Source organism: Noviherbaspirillum aerium, from assembly GCF_008929045.1.
Taxonomy (GTDB): domain Bacteria; phylum Pseudomonadota; class Gammaproteobacteria; order Burkholderiales; family Burkholderiaceae_D; genus Noviherbaspirillum; species Noviherbaspirillum aerium.
In genome coordinates this window covers 94,226-107,929 of sequence record NZ_VFAH01000010.1, presented here as the reverse complement: position 1 = coordinate 107,929, position 13,704 = coordinate 94,226, and the positions used below count along the sequence as shown (strand labels likewise).

The 13,704-nt window shown below is 60.6% G+C and carries 15 protein-coding genes; 7 read left to right on the top strand and 8 right to left on the bottom strand.

Going from position 1 to position 13,704, the window contains the following annotated elements:
- The first annotated feature begins 138 nt into the window (after window positions 1–138).
- From FH061_RS15990 to FH061_RS15975, 4 genes are all read left to right on the top strand, one after another.
- Complete coding sequence (locus FH061_RS15990) at window positions 139–1,353, top strand: nitrate/nitrite transporter (RefSeq protein ID WP_225984696.1); 1,215 nt, start codon at window positions 139–141, stop codon at window positions 1,351–1,353.
- Between the two features lie 130 nt (window positions 1,354–1,483).
- Window positions 1,484–3,187: a bifunctional protein-serine/threonine kinase/phosphatase gene (locus FH061_RS15985; RefSeq protein ID WP_151636836.1), complete on the top strand. Its 1,704-nt coding sequence runs from the start codon at window positions 1,484–1,486 to the stop codon at window positions 3,185–3,187.
- Window positions 3,188–3,282: 95 nt separating this feature from the next.
- On the top strand, window positions 3,283–3,771 hold the full coding sequence (locus FH061_RS15980; protein ID WP_151636835.1) for a hypothetical protein: 489 nt from the start codon (window positions 3,283–3,285) through the stop codon (window positions 3,769–3,771).
- Window positions 3,762–4,328: an ankyrin repeat domain-containing protein gene (locus tag FH061_RS15975; protein WP_151636834.1), complete on the top strand. Its 567-nt coding sequence runs from the start codon at window positions 3,762–3,764 to the stop codon at window positions 4,326–4,328. Before FH061_RS15980 ends, FH061_RS15975 begins: the two co-directional genes overlap by 10 nt.
- Before the next feature lie 77 nt (window positions 4,329–4,405).
- Here FH061_RS15975 and FH061_RS15970 read toward each other — a convergent pair whose 3' ends face one another.
- From FH061_RS15970 to FH061_RS15955, 4 genes are all read right to left on the bottom strand, one after another.
- Window positions 4,406–5,221, bottom strand: coding sequence for an ABC transporter ATP-binding protein (locus FH061_RS15970; RefSeq protein ID WP_151636833.1), 816 nt, complete (start codon window positions 5,219–5,221; stop codon window positions 4,406–4,408).
- A 100-nt stretch (window positions 5,222–5,321) separates the two neighbouring features.
- Complete coding sequence (ntrB, locus tag FH061_RS15965; protein ID WP_151636832.1) at window positions 5,322–6,239, bottom strand: nitrate ABC transporter permease; 918 nt, start codon at window positions 6,237–6,239, stop codon at window positions 5,322–5,324.
- 20 nt (window positions 6,240–6,259) lie between these two features.
- Complete coding sequence (locus tag FH061_RS15960; RefSeq protein ID WP_151636831.1) at window positions 6,260–7,510, bottom strand: CmpA/NrtA family ABC transporter substrate-binding protein; 1,251 nt, start codon at window positions 7,508–7,510, stop codon at window positions 6,260–6,262.
- A 278-nt stretch (window positions 7,511–7,788) separates the two neighbouring features.
- Window positions 7,789–8,412, bottom strand: coding sequence for an ANTAR domain-containing response regulator (locus tag FH061_RS15955; RefSeq protein WP_151636830.1), 624 nt, complete (start codon window positions 8,410–8,412; stop codon window positions 7,789–7,791).
- Between the two features lie 194 nt (window positions 8,413–8,606).
- On the opposite strand from FH061_RS15955, the gene tsaD reads away from it, so the two are divergent.
- The gene (gene tsaD / locus FH061_RS15950; RefSeq protein WP_151636829.1) at window positions 8,607–9,635 is read left to right on the top strand and encodes a tRNA (adenosine(37)-N6)-threonylcarbamoyltransferase complex transferase subunit TsaD; all 1,029 of its coding nucleotides are present in this window, start codon (window positions 8,607–8,609) and stop codon (window positions 9,633–9,635) included.
- A gap of 53 nt (window positions 9,636–9,688) precedes the next feature.
- On the opposite strand, the gene FH061_RS15945 is transcribed toward tsaD, so the two are convergent.
- The 3 genes from FH061_RS15945 to ybaK all read right to left on the bottom strand — a co-directional run bounded on the left by FH061_RS15945 (window position 9,689) and on the right by ybaK (window position 11,748).
- Window positions 9,689–10,381, bottom strand: a complete 693-nt coding sequence (locus FH061_RS15945; protein WP_151636828.1) for an MgtC/SapB family protein — start codon at window positions 10,379–10,381, stop codon at window positions 9,689–9,691.
- Between the two features lie 115 nt (window positions 10,382–10,496).
- A complete protein-coding gene (gene plsY, locus FH061_RS15940) occupies window positions 10,497–11,105 on the bottom strand; it encodes a glycerol-3-phosphate 1-O-acyltransferase PlsY (RefSeq protein ID WP_151636827.1) in 609 nt (202 codons plus the stop codon).
- Window positions 11,106–11,256: 151 nt separating this feature from the next.
- The gene (ybaK, locus tag FH061_RS15935; RefSeq protein WP_151636826.1) at window positions 11,257–11,748 is read right to left on the bottom strand and encodes a Cys-tRNA(Pro) deacylase; all 492 of its coding nucleotides are present in this window, start codon (window positions 11,746–11,748) and stop codon (window positions 11,257–11,259) included.
- Window positions 11,749–11,776: 28 nt separating this feature from the next.
- Between ybaK and FH061_RS15930 the strand changes: the two genes are divergently transcribed.
- Both FH061_RS15930 and FH061_RS15925 read left to right on the top strand, forming a co-directional pair.
- Window positions 11,777–12,127 carry a hypothetical protein gene (locus FH061_RS15930; protein WP_151636825.1) on the top strand — a complete coding sequence of 117 codons (351 nt, stop codon included), beginning with the start codon at window positions 11,777–11,779 and terminating at the stop codon, window positions 12,125–12,127.
- Between the two features lie 246 nt (window positions 12,128–12,373).
- Window positions 12,374–12,943, top strand: a complete 570-nt coding sequence (locus tag FH061_RS15925) for a phasin family protein (protein WP_151636824.1) — start codon at window positions 12,374–12,376, stop codon at window positions 12,941–12,943.
- A gap of 51 nt (window positions 12,944–12,994) precedes the next feature.
- On the opposite strand, the gene FH061_RS15920 is transcribed toward FH061_RS15925, so the two are convergent.
- Entirely contained in the window at window positions 12,995–13,516 is a 522-nt protein-coding gene (locus FH061_RS15920; RefSeq protein WP_151636823.1) for a BON domain-containing protein, read from the bottom strand.
- Window positions 13,517–13,704: the final 188 nt, after the last annotated feature.

Sequence of the window (13,704 nt, the reverse complement as noted above, 5' to 3'; positions counted from 1 at the left end):
GCGCACCCGATCGCAGCACGATTTGCTCCATTCAGGCAGTGCGTGATGCACAAAAGCGGTCGCTTTGCGCCGCCTGGCGGTGGCATGGCGCTTGCATTGTGCAGGCCAGCCTCTCAACCTCTGGTGCAAAGGAGCATCGTGAAAACAACGTCGTTTTGGAAGGCGGGCCATACGCCTACCCTGCTCGCTTCTTTTTTCTATTTCGATCTCAGCTTCATGGTATGGGTGCTGCTCGGCCCGCTTGCCGTGCAGATCTCGACCGACCTCGGACTCACCCCGGCGCAGAAGGGCCTGATGGTGGCCACGCCGCTGCTGGCAGGCGCGCTGCTGCGCATCGTCATGGGCGTGCTGGTCGATCATCTCAAGCCGAAGAAGGCCGGCGCCATCGGCCAGGTTGTCGTGATGGCAGGCCTGGCATGGGCCTGGCTCGGCACCCTGTCCAGCTATGAAAACATGCTGACGCTGGGCGTGCTGCTCGGCGTCGCGGGCGCCGCCTTCGCCGTGGCGCTGCCGCTGGCATCGCGCTGGTATCCGCCCGAGCACCAGGGCACGGCGCTGGGCATTGCCGGCGCGGGCAATTCCGGAACGGCATTCGCCGCCCTGTTCGCGCCATCGCTGGCGATCGCCTTCGGCTGGCAGAACGTGTTCGGGCTGTGCCTGATTCCGCTGGGCGTTGCCTTCGCCGTGTACATGATCTTTGCCAAGGATGCGCCCTCCTCGCCGCCGCCGAAATCGCTGACCGAATACCTGCACGTCCTCAAGGACAAGGACGCCTGGTGGTTCATGTTCTTCTACAGCGTCACCTTCGGCGGCTTTTCCGGCCTGGCGTCCTCGCTGACCATCTACTTCAACGGCCAGTACGGGCTGTCGCCGATCACCGCCGGCTACTTCACCGCCGCCTGCGTATTCGCCGGTTCGCTGGTGCGCCCGATGGGCGGCATCATCGCCGACAGGATAGGCGGCATCAAGACGCTGTCCATCATGTACGTGCTGGCCGGCCTGTTCCTGTTCATCGCCAGCCTCGGCATGCAATCCTATCTCGGCGCACTGGCCGTGTTCGTGATGGCGATGCTGGCGCTGGGCACCGGCAACGGCGCGGTGTTCCAGCTGGTGCCGCAGCGCTTCCGCAAGGAGATCGGCGTCATGACCGGCCTGGTCGGCATGGCCGGCGGCGTGGGCGGCTTCTACCTGGCTTCCAGCCTCGGCTATTCGAAGCAGGTCACCGGCAGCTACCAGCTCGGCCTGACCATCTTCGCTGCGCTGGCGGTGACGGCGCTGGTCGGCCTGAGCTTCGTGAAGACCCGCTGGCGCACCACGTGGGGCAGTGCCGCGATGACGACCGCGAAGATTTGAGCGGGCGCCATCGCAGCAGCGGCAGCAGCTACAATCACACCGTTGCGCAGGCGGCGGATGAAGCGGCTAAACCCCGCTTCATCCGCCGCAATTGCATTCAAGCCATATCTTTTCATTCATAGAACATTCCATGTCTCTTGTCGTCCTGACCGGCCATGACTCCCGCACAGGCCAGCGCGAGCGCAATGAAGATTTCGTCGGCATGGTCACGCCCGCCGAACCCGATCTGTCGATAAAGGGCCTGCTGGCCGCCGTGGCCGATGGCGTGTCCGGAAACGAGGGCGGGCGCGAGGCCTCGGAATACACCGTGCGCGGCTTGCTGACCGACTACTATGCAACGCCGGATACTTGGCCCGTCACCCAGGCGATGGACAAGGTGATCAAGGCCATCAACAGCTGGGTGCTGCACCAGGGATCGATCCGGCGCGAACTGGCAGGCATGGCCACCACGCTGACCGCGCTGGTGCTGCGCGGGAGGTACTATTACTTTGCCCATGTGGGCGATACCCGCCTCTACCTGCTGCGCGGCGGCGCGCTGACGCGGCTGACCACCGACCATATCTGGGATCGGCCGGAAATGCAGCATGTCCTCACGCGTGCCATCGGACTGGACTCGCGCATCGCGCTCGACCATGGCATGGGTGAACTGTGCGAGCGGGATGTGTTTCTGCTGGCATCCGACGGCGTGTGGGGCTGGATGAGCGAATACGACATCACGCATGCGCTGTCCGCCGTGGCGATGGACCAGTCCGACCCCGCCGCAGCAGCGGCTGCGCTTGCCGATGCGGCGCTGGCCGCCGGCTCTTCCGACAACTGCAGCGCGCTCGTGCTGAAAGTGGTCTCGCTGCCGGAAGAAAACCTGCGCGATGCGCTGTCGGGATCGCAGCAGCTGCCTCTGCCTCCAAAACTCAAGCCGGGCCAGTCCATCGACGGCTATGAAGTCGAGGAAACGATCCATGCCTCGCAGGCCACCCTGGTCTATCGCGTGCGCGAGCCGAAGTCGCAGCGCCAGCTGGTGCTCAAGACCCTGCATCCGGACCGCGCCAGCGATGCGCATGAGCGGTCGGCGTTCGCGCATGAGGAATGGCTCGCCAAGCGCGTGGTCGCACGCTTCTTCCCGCAGGTCATCGTGCCGGAACAGAAGAATTATCTCTACTACCTGAGCACCTGGCATGAGGGCGCGACAGTGCAGCAGATGCTTGACGCCGGCACGCACTTCACCGCGCCGGAAGTGGTCGCGCATGGGGAGAAGCTGGTGCGCGCCATCGGCGCACTGCACCGGCGCAGCATCATTCACCGCGACATCAAGCCGGGCAATGTGCATCTCGGCACGGACGGCGAACTGCGGGTGCTCGATCTCGGCGTGGCATTGTCGGGCCTCGAAAAGGATGACGGCATACAGGCGCCGCAGGCGGGCACGCCTTCCTTCCTCGCCCCGGAGCAGTTCGACAATGCGCCGCCTGCGCGCCAGACCGATGTCTATGCGGCCGGGGTCACGCTCTATCTGATGCTTACCCGGCACTATCCCTACGGCGAGATCGAGCCCTTCCAGCGCCCGCGCTTCGGCGAACCGGCGCCGGCCAGCCGCTACCGGCCCGATGTGCCCGCATGGCTGGACAACGTCCTGCTCAAGGCCGTGGCGCGCGATCCATCCGACCGCTACGAGACGGCGGAGGAATTCCTGCTGGCGCTGGAGCGCGGCGCCAGCAATCCGGTGCCGGTGAAAACAGCGATGCCGCTGGTAAAGCGCGATCCCGCGGGGTTGTGGCGCGCCGTCGCCGCGATTTCCATCGTTCTCAATCTGCTGCTGCTTTATCTGCTTGTCATGCGTTGACGCCGCCGCCGTCGGCTTCGTCGATGTAGCGGCATACCTTGTTGACATGATGGCAATCGGTTATCAAAAATGGTCTTTTGCAGCAATCATGTTCATTGAAAAGAGAAGGTATCGACTTGGGCGCCATACTAATCAACGTACCCGACATTCCGGACAGCGAGCTCTTCTACGACGAGAATGAGACACGGCTCATTCTCAAATTCTTCTGGCCTCATCGGGCCCAGGAAATCGAAAGCATGGCGATCGACAATAGTGCCAGGCGCTTGGCGCAGACTGCCCTGATTGCAGCGATTGATGCTTCATACGCGATGGGATTCATCGATATACTTTCCCAGTCTGTTATCCGACCGGGATCAGGCATCAAGTCACTTGGGAAAAAGCTGGCGCGGCGATTCGTCAAGCATTGGTGGAAGAATACCAAGCAAAAAGAGCTTGAAGATGTCCGGATTTATGAGTCCGTACGAAAGGTAATCGCGGGCAACCTCGCGGGACGTTTCGAACTCCTGCGGCAAGGCTTGATGTCGAGACGCAGGAATATTCCGTTCTATGCCATTGCAAGCCAATCGGATCTTGTATGGGCATGAAGGGAAGAATAGCTGGACACGTCCTTCGTCGTGCTGCTCTTGTCGCAGCAATTGCATCAAGCCTTTTTTACGGCGTAGTCGCTTACCGCACATTCCACTATGAGCCGCAACTCTTGCTGACTTGTTTCGACATAGAGCCGGATTGGCGCGCATGGATTTGTGAGAAAGTACTGAAGCATGCAGCGCTGACACCTGCGCAAGTTCAAGCCTTGAATAGCGAAGGCGGGGCGCTGTATCCCGTGTTGCTGGAAAACCCGCGCAAGGCGGAAGACATGCTTTCCCTTTTCGTCTCGCATGGAGTGGACATCAACGCTGGCGATCCCAGGACTGAATCTTGGACTGCCTTGCACGTGGTCGCGCTGGGACATTCTGCCGAGCGAGTCGCTCTGTTGCTTCGTTACGGAGCCCGTACCGATGTGCGTGATCAGGACGGCAATACACCGCTCGATGTCGCCCGCCGCGCTCTGAAGAGATTTCCTGACGATCCCAACTTGCCGAAAAACATTCGCCTGCTGGAAGCGGCCGAACGCGGTGCGAAGGTGACAAATCGCTCATAGAAAATGGCGAGGGCCAATGCCCCGCCATTTCGTGCCTGTCTGCCGGCCTTCCTGTGCGATAGAACCAGATGTCAGGCTTATGCCGCTTCCTTCTCCGCCGCCGGATGCGACTGCCGGTGATACAGGAATTCCAGCACCGCGCTGCGGTATTCGATGTACAGCGAATCATGCGCCAGTGCCACGCGGTCGCGCGGTCGCTCAAGCCGTACGTTGACGATGTCGCCGATGGTGGCTGCGGGTCCGTTGGTCATCATCACGATGCGGTCCGACAGCAGCACGGCTTCATCCACGTCATGCGTCACCATCACGACGGTGGACTGCGTCTTGGCGACGATCTTCAGCAATTCATCCTGCAGGTGCGCGCGGGTCAATGCATCAAGCGCGCCGAAAGGTTCATCCATCAGCAGCACTTTCGGCTCCATCGACAAGGCGCGGGCGATGCCTACGCGCTGCTTCATGCCGCCCGAGATTTCATTCGGACGCTTCTGCTCCGCATGCGTGAGCCCTACCAGCGCCAGCGCGGCCCTGGTGCGCTCCTTCAGCCTGATCTTGCTTTCATTGGCGCCGAACACCCGCTCGACTGCAAGGTAGACGTTCTCGTAGCAGGTCAGCCACGGCAGCAGCGAATGATTCTGGAATACCACGGCGCGTTCCGGCGCCGGTCCCGCGATTTCCCGGTTGGCGCAGAGCAGCGTGCCGTCGCTGGCCTTGAGCAGGCCGGCGATCAGGTTGAGCAGCGTGGACTTGCCGCAGCCGGAGTGGCCGATGAGCGTGATGAACTCGCCCTTCTTCACATTCAGGTTGATGTCGCGAAGTGCATGGAAGCTGCCTTTCTTTGTATGAAAGACCATTTCCGTGTGCTGGATTTCGATGAATTTAGCGTTGTTTTCCATGATGTTCTCCGTAGTCGCTTCCGGCTCTTGCCGCTTGAGTCAATTGAGTCGATTGAGCAGCTTGTGCAATGCAGGGAAGGGAACCATGTGATGGGCTTGATCAGTTGCGCACTTCTTCGTAGGTGAATGCCTTCGCCAGCGCCACCAGCGCCTGTTCCAGCAGCAGGCCGACCACGCCGATCACGACGATCGCGATGATGATGTGCGGGACGTTGAGGTTGTTCCACTCATCCCAGACCCAGAAGCCGATGCCCACGCCGCCGGTCAGCATTTCCGCCGCCACGATGACCAGCCATGCGGTGCCGATGGCCAGGCGCACGCCGGTCAGCATGTAGGGCAGCACCGAGGGAAACAAGATCTTGGTGACGATCTTCCACTCCGACAGGTTGAGCACCTTGGCCACGTTCATGTAGTCCTGCGGCACGCGCTGCACGCCGACGGCGGTGTTGATGATCATCGGCCAGATCGAGCAGATGAAGATGGCCCAGATCGCGGCCGGATTGGCGGCCTTGAAGACCAGCAGGCCGATCGGCAGCCAGGCCAGCGGAGAGACCGGTTTGAGCAGGCTGACAATCGGATTGAACATGCCGGCGAGGAACTTGAAGCGGCCGATCATGAAGCCGAGCGGAATGCCCACCAGAGCCGCCAGGCCGAAGCCGGTGGCCACGCGCTGCAGCGACAGCAGCAGGTTCCAGCCGATGCCCTGGTCGTTCGGCCCCTTCTGATAGAAAGGATCGGAAAACACCTTGACGGCTTCCTGGAAGGTCACCATCGGCGAAGGGAATCCGCTGTTCTTTGCGGCGACGATTTCCCAGACCAGAACGAGAAAGGCAAGCCCCACGATCGGCGGCAGCACTGCCAGGAAAAACGGCTTGAAGGAAAGCTTTCTGGTTGCTTTGGCTGCGCCTGGCTGCGCACGCGCGGCGGCATGCCGCCTGGTATCGGCTTTCATCGGCGGCGACTCCGCGACCGGCTCGGCCGGGTTGTTGATGGCGGCGTTGTTCATGACTGCGCTCATGGTGTTCTCCGATACGGTGATTAGGCTTTGATCTTGAAAGAGTCGGCATAGGCCTTGGGATTCTTGCCATCCCAGACGATGCCGTCGATCAGCTTGGACGTACGGATCGGATCCTTGGGCACGCTGACCTTGGCCATGCCGGCGGCATCCTTGTAGAGATCGATCTGGTTGATCTGCCGGGCGACGGCGAGGTAATCGACGTCGTCCTTGAGCAAGCCCCAGCGCTTGTGCTGCGTGAGGAACCACATGCCGTCAGACAGATACGGAAAGTTGACCGCGCCGTCGCTGTAGAACTTCATGTAGTTCGGATCGTCCCAGGTCTTGCCGAGACCGTTCTGGTAGCGGCCGAGAATGCGCTGGTTGATCACGTCAACCGAGGTGTTCACATACGACTTGTCGGCGATGGTTTCGGCCATCTTGTTCTTGTTTGTCAGGCTGGCGTCGATCCACTTGCTGGCTTCGAGCACGGCGGCGGTCATGGCGCGCGCGGTGTTCGGATATTTCTTGACGAAGTCGGCGGTGGTGCCGAGCACTTTCTCCGGATGGTCCTTCCAGATGTCCTGGGTCGTCACGCCGGTGATGCCGATGCCGTCGGCGATCGCGCGATGGCCCCACGGCTCGCCGACGCAGTAGCCGTCCATGTTGCCGACCCGCATATTGGCGACCATCTGCGGCGGAGGCACGGTAATGATCTTGGCATCCTTCATCGGGTTGATGCCGTAGCTGGCCATCCAGTAGTACAGCCACATCGCATGGGTGCCGGTCGGGAAAGTCTGCGCGAAGGTGTATTCGCGCTTCTCGGTCTGCATCAGCTTGGCCAGCGACGGACCGTCGACCGCGCCCTTGTCGGACAGCTTTTTCGACAGCGTGATGGCCTGGCCATTGTTATTGAGCGTCATCAGCATGGCCATGTCCTTCTTCGGGCCGCTGACGCCGAGGTGAACGCCATAGATCAAGCCGTACAGCACATGTGCCGCGTCGAGTTCGCCGTTGACGAGCTTGTCGCGCACGCCCGCCCAGGAGGCTTCCTTGGTTGGCGTAATCTTGATGCCGTATTTCTTGTCGAAGCCGAGGACGGATGCCATCACGACGGATGCGCAATCGGTCAGCGGAATGAAGCCGATCTTGACCTCTTCCTTTTCCGGCTTGTCGGAACCGGCGGCCCATGCGCCTTGCGTGGCCAATCCACCGAATGCGCCGGCTGTGACTGCTGCGCCCGCCTTGATGATGCTGCGGCGGGTCAAGTTGGTGCTGCTTTCTTTTTTTGTCATGATTTCCTCATGCTTTGATTTGAATCCGGCAAAAAGAAAAGGCGTCCGGACAGCATGAGAATCCACTCATGTTGCCTCGGACGCCTTTGTCCAAAATGTCCCGGCCACCATTGGTCGAAACATATAACTAATCGTTGTGCCAGCCTTGGCACACCAGGATTGTTTGCAATCCCTGTGCCAACCCTTGTCAGTGCTTATTGCCGTAATTTGATTTCGAACAGCGCGTTTTCCGCACCCTCTTTGTGCACCGCATTAAAACAGGGCGGCGCATGCGGTCGTTAAAGAAGCAGGTCCGCCACATCGATCATGCGCTGCGCCACTTCGGACAGCTTGAGATTCTTGTCCATGGCAAGGCGGCGCAGCTTGCGGTAAGCATCGTCCTCGGTGCAGTGATGCCGCTCCATCAACAGGCCCTTGGCCCGCTCGATCAGCTTGCGCTCGGCCAGCTTGAGCTTGGTCTCCGAGAGTTCATGGCGCAGCTTCTGCTCGACTTCGAAGCGGGCCAGCGCGACATCGAGAACCGCCTTGACCCGCTCGGCCGACAGGCCGGCGACCACATAGGCGGAGACGCCTGCCTCGATGGCCGCATGCATCTTGTCCTTGTCCTTGTTTTCGGTGAAGCAGACAATGGCGCGCCTGTCGTTCGCAGTGGCGGCCACCACCTTCTTCAGCGCGGCATCGGACTGCTCGTCAACGATGATGACATCCGGCTGCAGCTGCGCGATCTGCTCTTCGAGATCGGCATCCGGCGGCAGCGCGGCCAGGATGTTGTAGCCTCCTTCCAGCAGGCCGATGCGCAATGCACGGGCCCGCTCCGCCTGGATCTGGGCCGCCTGGCTCGCTCCCTCAGGCGCGACCAGGGAATTGATTACGACGATTTTCAGTTGTTTGGAGTCGGTCATGTTTGCCTCAAGTGGAGTTCCCTCGGTGGACTCCCATTCCTGCCTGTGCCGCCGTTTCAGTTCAGTCATGGTATGTCTGTATCGGAATCCTTCTTTGGAGTTCCAGTGGAACGAATTGCGCTTGCCTACACTGGCAGGCAATCCGCTCTAAAATAGAGCTTTGCAAGAAGCTTGCCATCCTCCACTGTTTTCCCATGATCGTTCTCGGCGTCGAATCCTCCTGTGATGAAACCGGCCTGGCGTTGTATGACACACAACGCGGCCTGCTGGCGCATGCGCTTCACTCCCAAGTGGCCATGCATGAAGAATACGGCGGGGTGGTGCCGGAACTGGCTTCGCGCGACCACATCCGCCGGGCCATCCCGCTGCTGGAGCAGGTCATGGACAAGGCGGACGTGACGCGCGATGCGATCGACGCCATCGCCTACACGCAAGGCCCCGGACTGGCCGGCGCGCTGCTGGTCGGCGCATCGATCGCCTGCGGACTCGGGCTGGCGATGGATAAGCCGGTGCTGGGCGTGCATCATCTTGAAGGCCACCTGCTGTCACCGCTGCTGGCCGGCGAGCGGCCGGACTTCCCTTTCATTGCCTTGCTGATATCGGGCGGCCATACGCAGCTGATGCGGGTCGACGGCGTCGGCCAGTACGCGCTGCTCGGCGAAACGCTGGATGACGCCGCGGGTGAGGCTTTTGACAAGTCGGCCAAGCTGCTTGGCCTGGGCTACCCTGGCGGTCCGGCGATTTCGCGCCTGGCGGAATTCGGCGAGTCGGATGTCCACAGGCTGCCGCGCCCGATGCTGCATTCCAAGGATCTGAACTTCAGCTTTTCCGGCCTCAAGACCGCGGTGCTGACGCTGGTGCGCAACCAGACGGCGAATATCTGCGAACAGGACAAGGCCCACATCGCCCGCGCCTTCGTCGACGCCATCGTGGAAGTGCTGGTGGCGAAATGCCTGGCGGCGCTCAAGCAGACCGGCCTCAAGCGCCTGGTGATCGCCGGCGGCGTCGGCGCCAACCGCCAGCTGCGCGATGCCTTGAATGACGCCGCGCAGAAGAAGCGCTTCAAGGTGTTCTATCCAGAACTGGAATTCTGCACGGACAACGGCGCGATGATCGCCTTTGCCGGCGCGATGCGGCTGCAGATCAATCCCGACGCCGCCAAGCGCGACTACGGATTCAATGTGCGGCCGCGCTGGCCGCTGGATGAATTGCGGGTGGTCTGAACAAACTCCACCCCGGGGCCTGACCCGTTTCCTTGCCTGGAGGGGACTGCGGTTCAATCCCCGGTCGGCGACAGCTGGAATCCCCGCAGTCTGTCCCAGCTGCGCAGATAGTCCGCCAGCCTCGCGGCGTTGCCGAGGTCGTTGGTCTGGATCACCATCCTGTACTCGAAGGATACGCCGTCATCCCCCACGCGGTAGCTCATGTTGGCGATGCTGAAACCGTAGCTGTGCAGCAGTGATCGGATATCTTCTTCTGACGCCGTGTCGTTACGGTCGAAGCGCATGTAATGGTGGGCATACGAATGCGAAGGCATGCCGGCTTCGATACGGCGGAAGACGGAGAGGATGCCGAGCGTCAGCAGCGTGGTCAGGATGGCCGGGTAATAGAAGCCGATACCGATCAGCACGCCGATGGCGGCCGTGATCCAGATCGAGGCCGCGGTGGTCAGCCCGCGCACGCTCAATCCCTCCTTGAAAATCACGCCGGCACCGAGGAAACCGATGCCGGTCATGATGCCCTGGGCCATGCGCGTGGGGTCGGTACGCACGGTCTCGATCGGCATGCCGGGCAGCCAGCGCGACTGATACAGGGTCACCAGCATCAGCAGGCTGGACGCCAGGCACACCAGCGTATGGGTGCGGAACCCGGCCGGACGGCCATGGAAGCTGCGCTCAAGTCCGATAATGCCCCCTGCCACCAGCGCTCCGCCAAGGTGGATCGCAATGGCCACATAGTCGTCATCCATGCTGTTCTCCTTTTTGTTCAGCATAAATGACTTGCGCAGCAAGCCTTAGACCTAAAGCAATCGCGGCCGGAAGGACCGGCCGCCCCTCCCCGGCCATGCGGCTGGCCTTATGAGATCAGGTTTTCTTGCTGCCGATCCGGCTTTCCTTGCCCGCCAGCAGATTGGCAATGTTCTGGCGATGACGATAGATCAGCAGGCCGCTCATCACCGCGATCGCGATCAGTGCCGGCTTCAGGCCGAACAGCAGGCCGTAGTAGAACGGCGCGAAGACGCTGGCCACCAATGCGGCGAGCGACGAATAGCGGAAGGCATACGCGATTACCAGCCAGGTGACGATGGTGGCGAGGCCGAGCCAGCCGTTGATGCCGATCAGGACGCCCAGCAGCGTGGCCACGCCCTTGCCGCCGACGAAGCGGGAAAACACCGGCCACAGATGGCCGATGAAAGCCGCCAGCCCGACCAGCGCCACGCCGGTCGTTTCGTCGACGCCGTAGCTCGGCGCCAGCCAGCGGGCCAGCCAGACGGCCACGGTTCCCTTGAGAGCGTCGCCCAGTAGCGTCAGCGCGGCGGCGGCCTTATTGCCGCTGCGCAGAACATTGGTGGCGCCCGGATTTTTCGAGCCGTAGGTGCGCGGGTCCGCAAGTCCGAACAGCTTGCTGCTGACCACGGCAAACGACACCGAGCCGATCAGGTAGGCGGCGATGACAAACAATACGGTATTCATCCATTATCCTTTTCTTATCAATTCGCTTTTTTATTGTCCCGCTGCGGCACGGACGGCATCGGCCACCGTGCGGCGTGCGGCTGGCTGCTTCCAGTAGAAGACACGGAGACACAGACCGGCGCGCAGGGCCGAATGGGCGGGAGCAAGCGTTTTATTCTTCCAATGCGCAGCTGACGGCCCTGGCCGATAGCACGGCGGGCAGAATCTTCGGGTCGATACCGATGAGATAGCCGCGTCGGCCGCCATTGATATAGATCTTGTCGAGCGCCAGGATGCTCTCCTCCACGTACACCGGCATCGTCTTCCGAGTCCCGAACGGCGAGGTGCCGCCGATGAGATAACCGGAATGCCGGTTCGCCACTTCCGGCTTGCAGGGTTCCACCGATTTGCAGCCGATCTGGCGCGCCAGGTTTTTGGTGGATACCTTGCGGTCGCCATGCATCAACACTACCAGCGGCTTGGCTGCCTCGTCCTGCATGATGAGCGTCTTGACGACGTGATGCTCATCGACGCCCAGCTCGCGCGCCGATACGGTCGTGCCGCCGTGCTCTTCATATGTGTAGGGATGCTCGGAAAAGACGATGCTCTGGCGCCGCAGGAATTGCGTCGCGGGAGTTTCAGAGATGTGTTCTTTTTTTGCCATGGCGGGTAATCGAAATGCGGAGCACATTATGCAGCAATGGACCGCTTTGCGGTACGGCTTGCCGCATCGGCCCATGCCGCAACATGCGGCCGGACACCGCCGTCGCCGGATGCGTCCGATCTTCGGTGCCGAAAAGGCAATTGCTTCAGTGTTCACATGTTCGCGTGTACGGGTCATGCGCAACACCTCCGTGCCCGACATCCTGAGCATGCTCATGTTCCCGAATCAGCCGTCGTCGAAGCACCGCGCCGCCCGAGTCAACCGGGAAATCCCGATGATGCATGACCGATCTATCTGCAGTCTTGCATTAGTTGATCGACATCAACATTTCACAACTTTCCTCGCCTCCGCTTTTGCTGCATTGCCGCATACGTGGTAAAACAGTGCCTCTGGCTACGAAACTGGGTAAGTCTTGGCGAACTTGTACCGTTGGGGAAAATGGCTTCGGGTAAAGCGGACACTGTTACCGGGAAGCCTGGAACAGAATCATTCATACGGGAAATCCTATTTTGTGCACCGCACAAAATAATGCTTGACTTGACAAATTAGTTCTTTAAAATACGTTTTATTGCAGTGCACAATAAAACCTGTGCCCATTCAAACCACATCTCACCAGGAGTTCACCATGTTTACCGTTCCAGAACAGTTTTCCTCCGCAGCCAAGGCCAACTTCGAAGCACAACTGGCTCTTTTCACGACGCTCACAGGCAAGGCTTTCGACAGCGTCGAAAAGATCGTCGACCTGAACCTGAATGTTGCAAAGGCATCGCTGGAAGATTCCTCGATCACTGCCAAGCAGCTTCTGTCGGCCAAGGATCCGCAGGAATTCTTTTCGCTGACCGCCGCCCAGGCACAGCCGACCGCAGCCAAGGCCATCGCTTACGGCCGTCATCTTGCAGGTATCGCCACCACCGCCCAGGCCGAGTTTGCCCGCATCACCGAAGAACAGATCGCCGAAACCGGCCGCAAGGTTTCCGCGCTGGTCGACGACGTGTCGAAGAACGCTCCCGCCGGTTCGGAAAATGTGGTTGCCTTGTTCAAGAATGCCATCGGCAGCGCCAACGCCGGTTACGAGCAATTCAGCAAGACTACCAAGCAAGCCGTGGAAGTCATTGAAGCCAACGTGAATACGGCCGTTTCCCAGTTTTCGCAAGCCGTGGAAAAGACAGCCTCCGCCGGCCGCGCGCGCAAGTAATTTCTGACTGAAATCAGATACCGGAACGGGCCGCAGAGATGCGGCCCGTTTTTATTTTGGCGCTTCCATTGTCCGGTACGGCGGTCTGTCCCGGGTGCCCTGCATCACTTCGACAATGACGCGCTCGACATCGGCTATTCCGCCCAGCCAGCGCTCGATCGCCTGCGCCTGACGCCGGTCGGTGACACATCCTTCTGCCCGGATAAAACGCCGCTGCACGGTAAGCCAGATGCTGCTGCCGTTAAACACTTCCTTGTCAGCCTGCCTGCCGACTGCCTGGGCAATCGATGCATCATAACGGTAGGAATTCGGTTCAGCGCAGGCTCCCGCCAGCCAGCAGCTGGTGCCGCGCTCGATACGGGAATGCGCTTCGGATGTCCTCTCGGCTTCGGTCATGTAGGGTCCGCGCGGCTGCGGACAGCCGGGCATGTCGCTCGACACTTGCAGGAAAGGATCGTCAAACCAGTTCTGCAGGACTGCCCCTTCCGCCTTCGCGGAAATCGTGAAGACCCCTGCCAGCGCGGCGGCGATCAGCGTGCGCAGGCGGGGAAAACGGCAAGTCCTGAAAGACAAGATTCAGAGATGCGACACCATGTATGTCGCTGTAAAGGTTGCCACTACCAGCACAATGTATGACAGAGTCCGCAAGGTTTCCATGATCGATATCCCGAAAAAGCCCTATGGCATCACTCTAGCAATCCGTGCCGTTCGGCAAATTGACGGTCAGCAAGGTTTTGCTTGCCTAATTGCCGGTTTGAGGT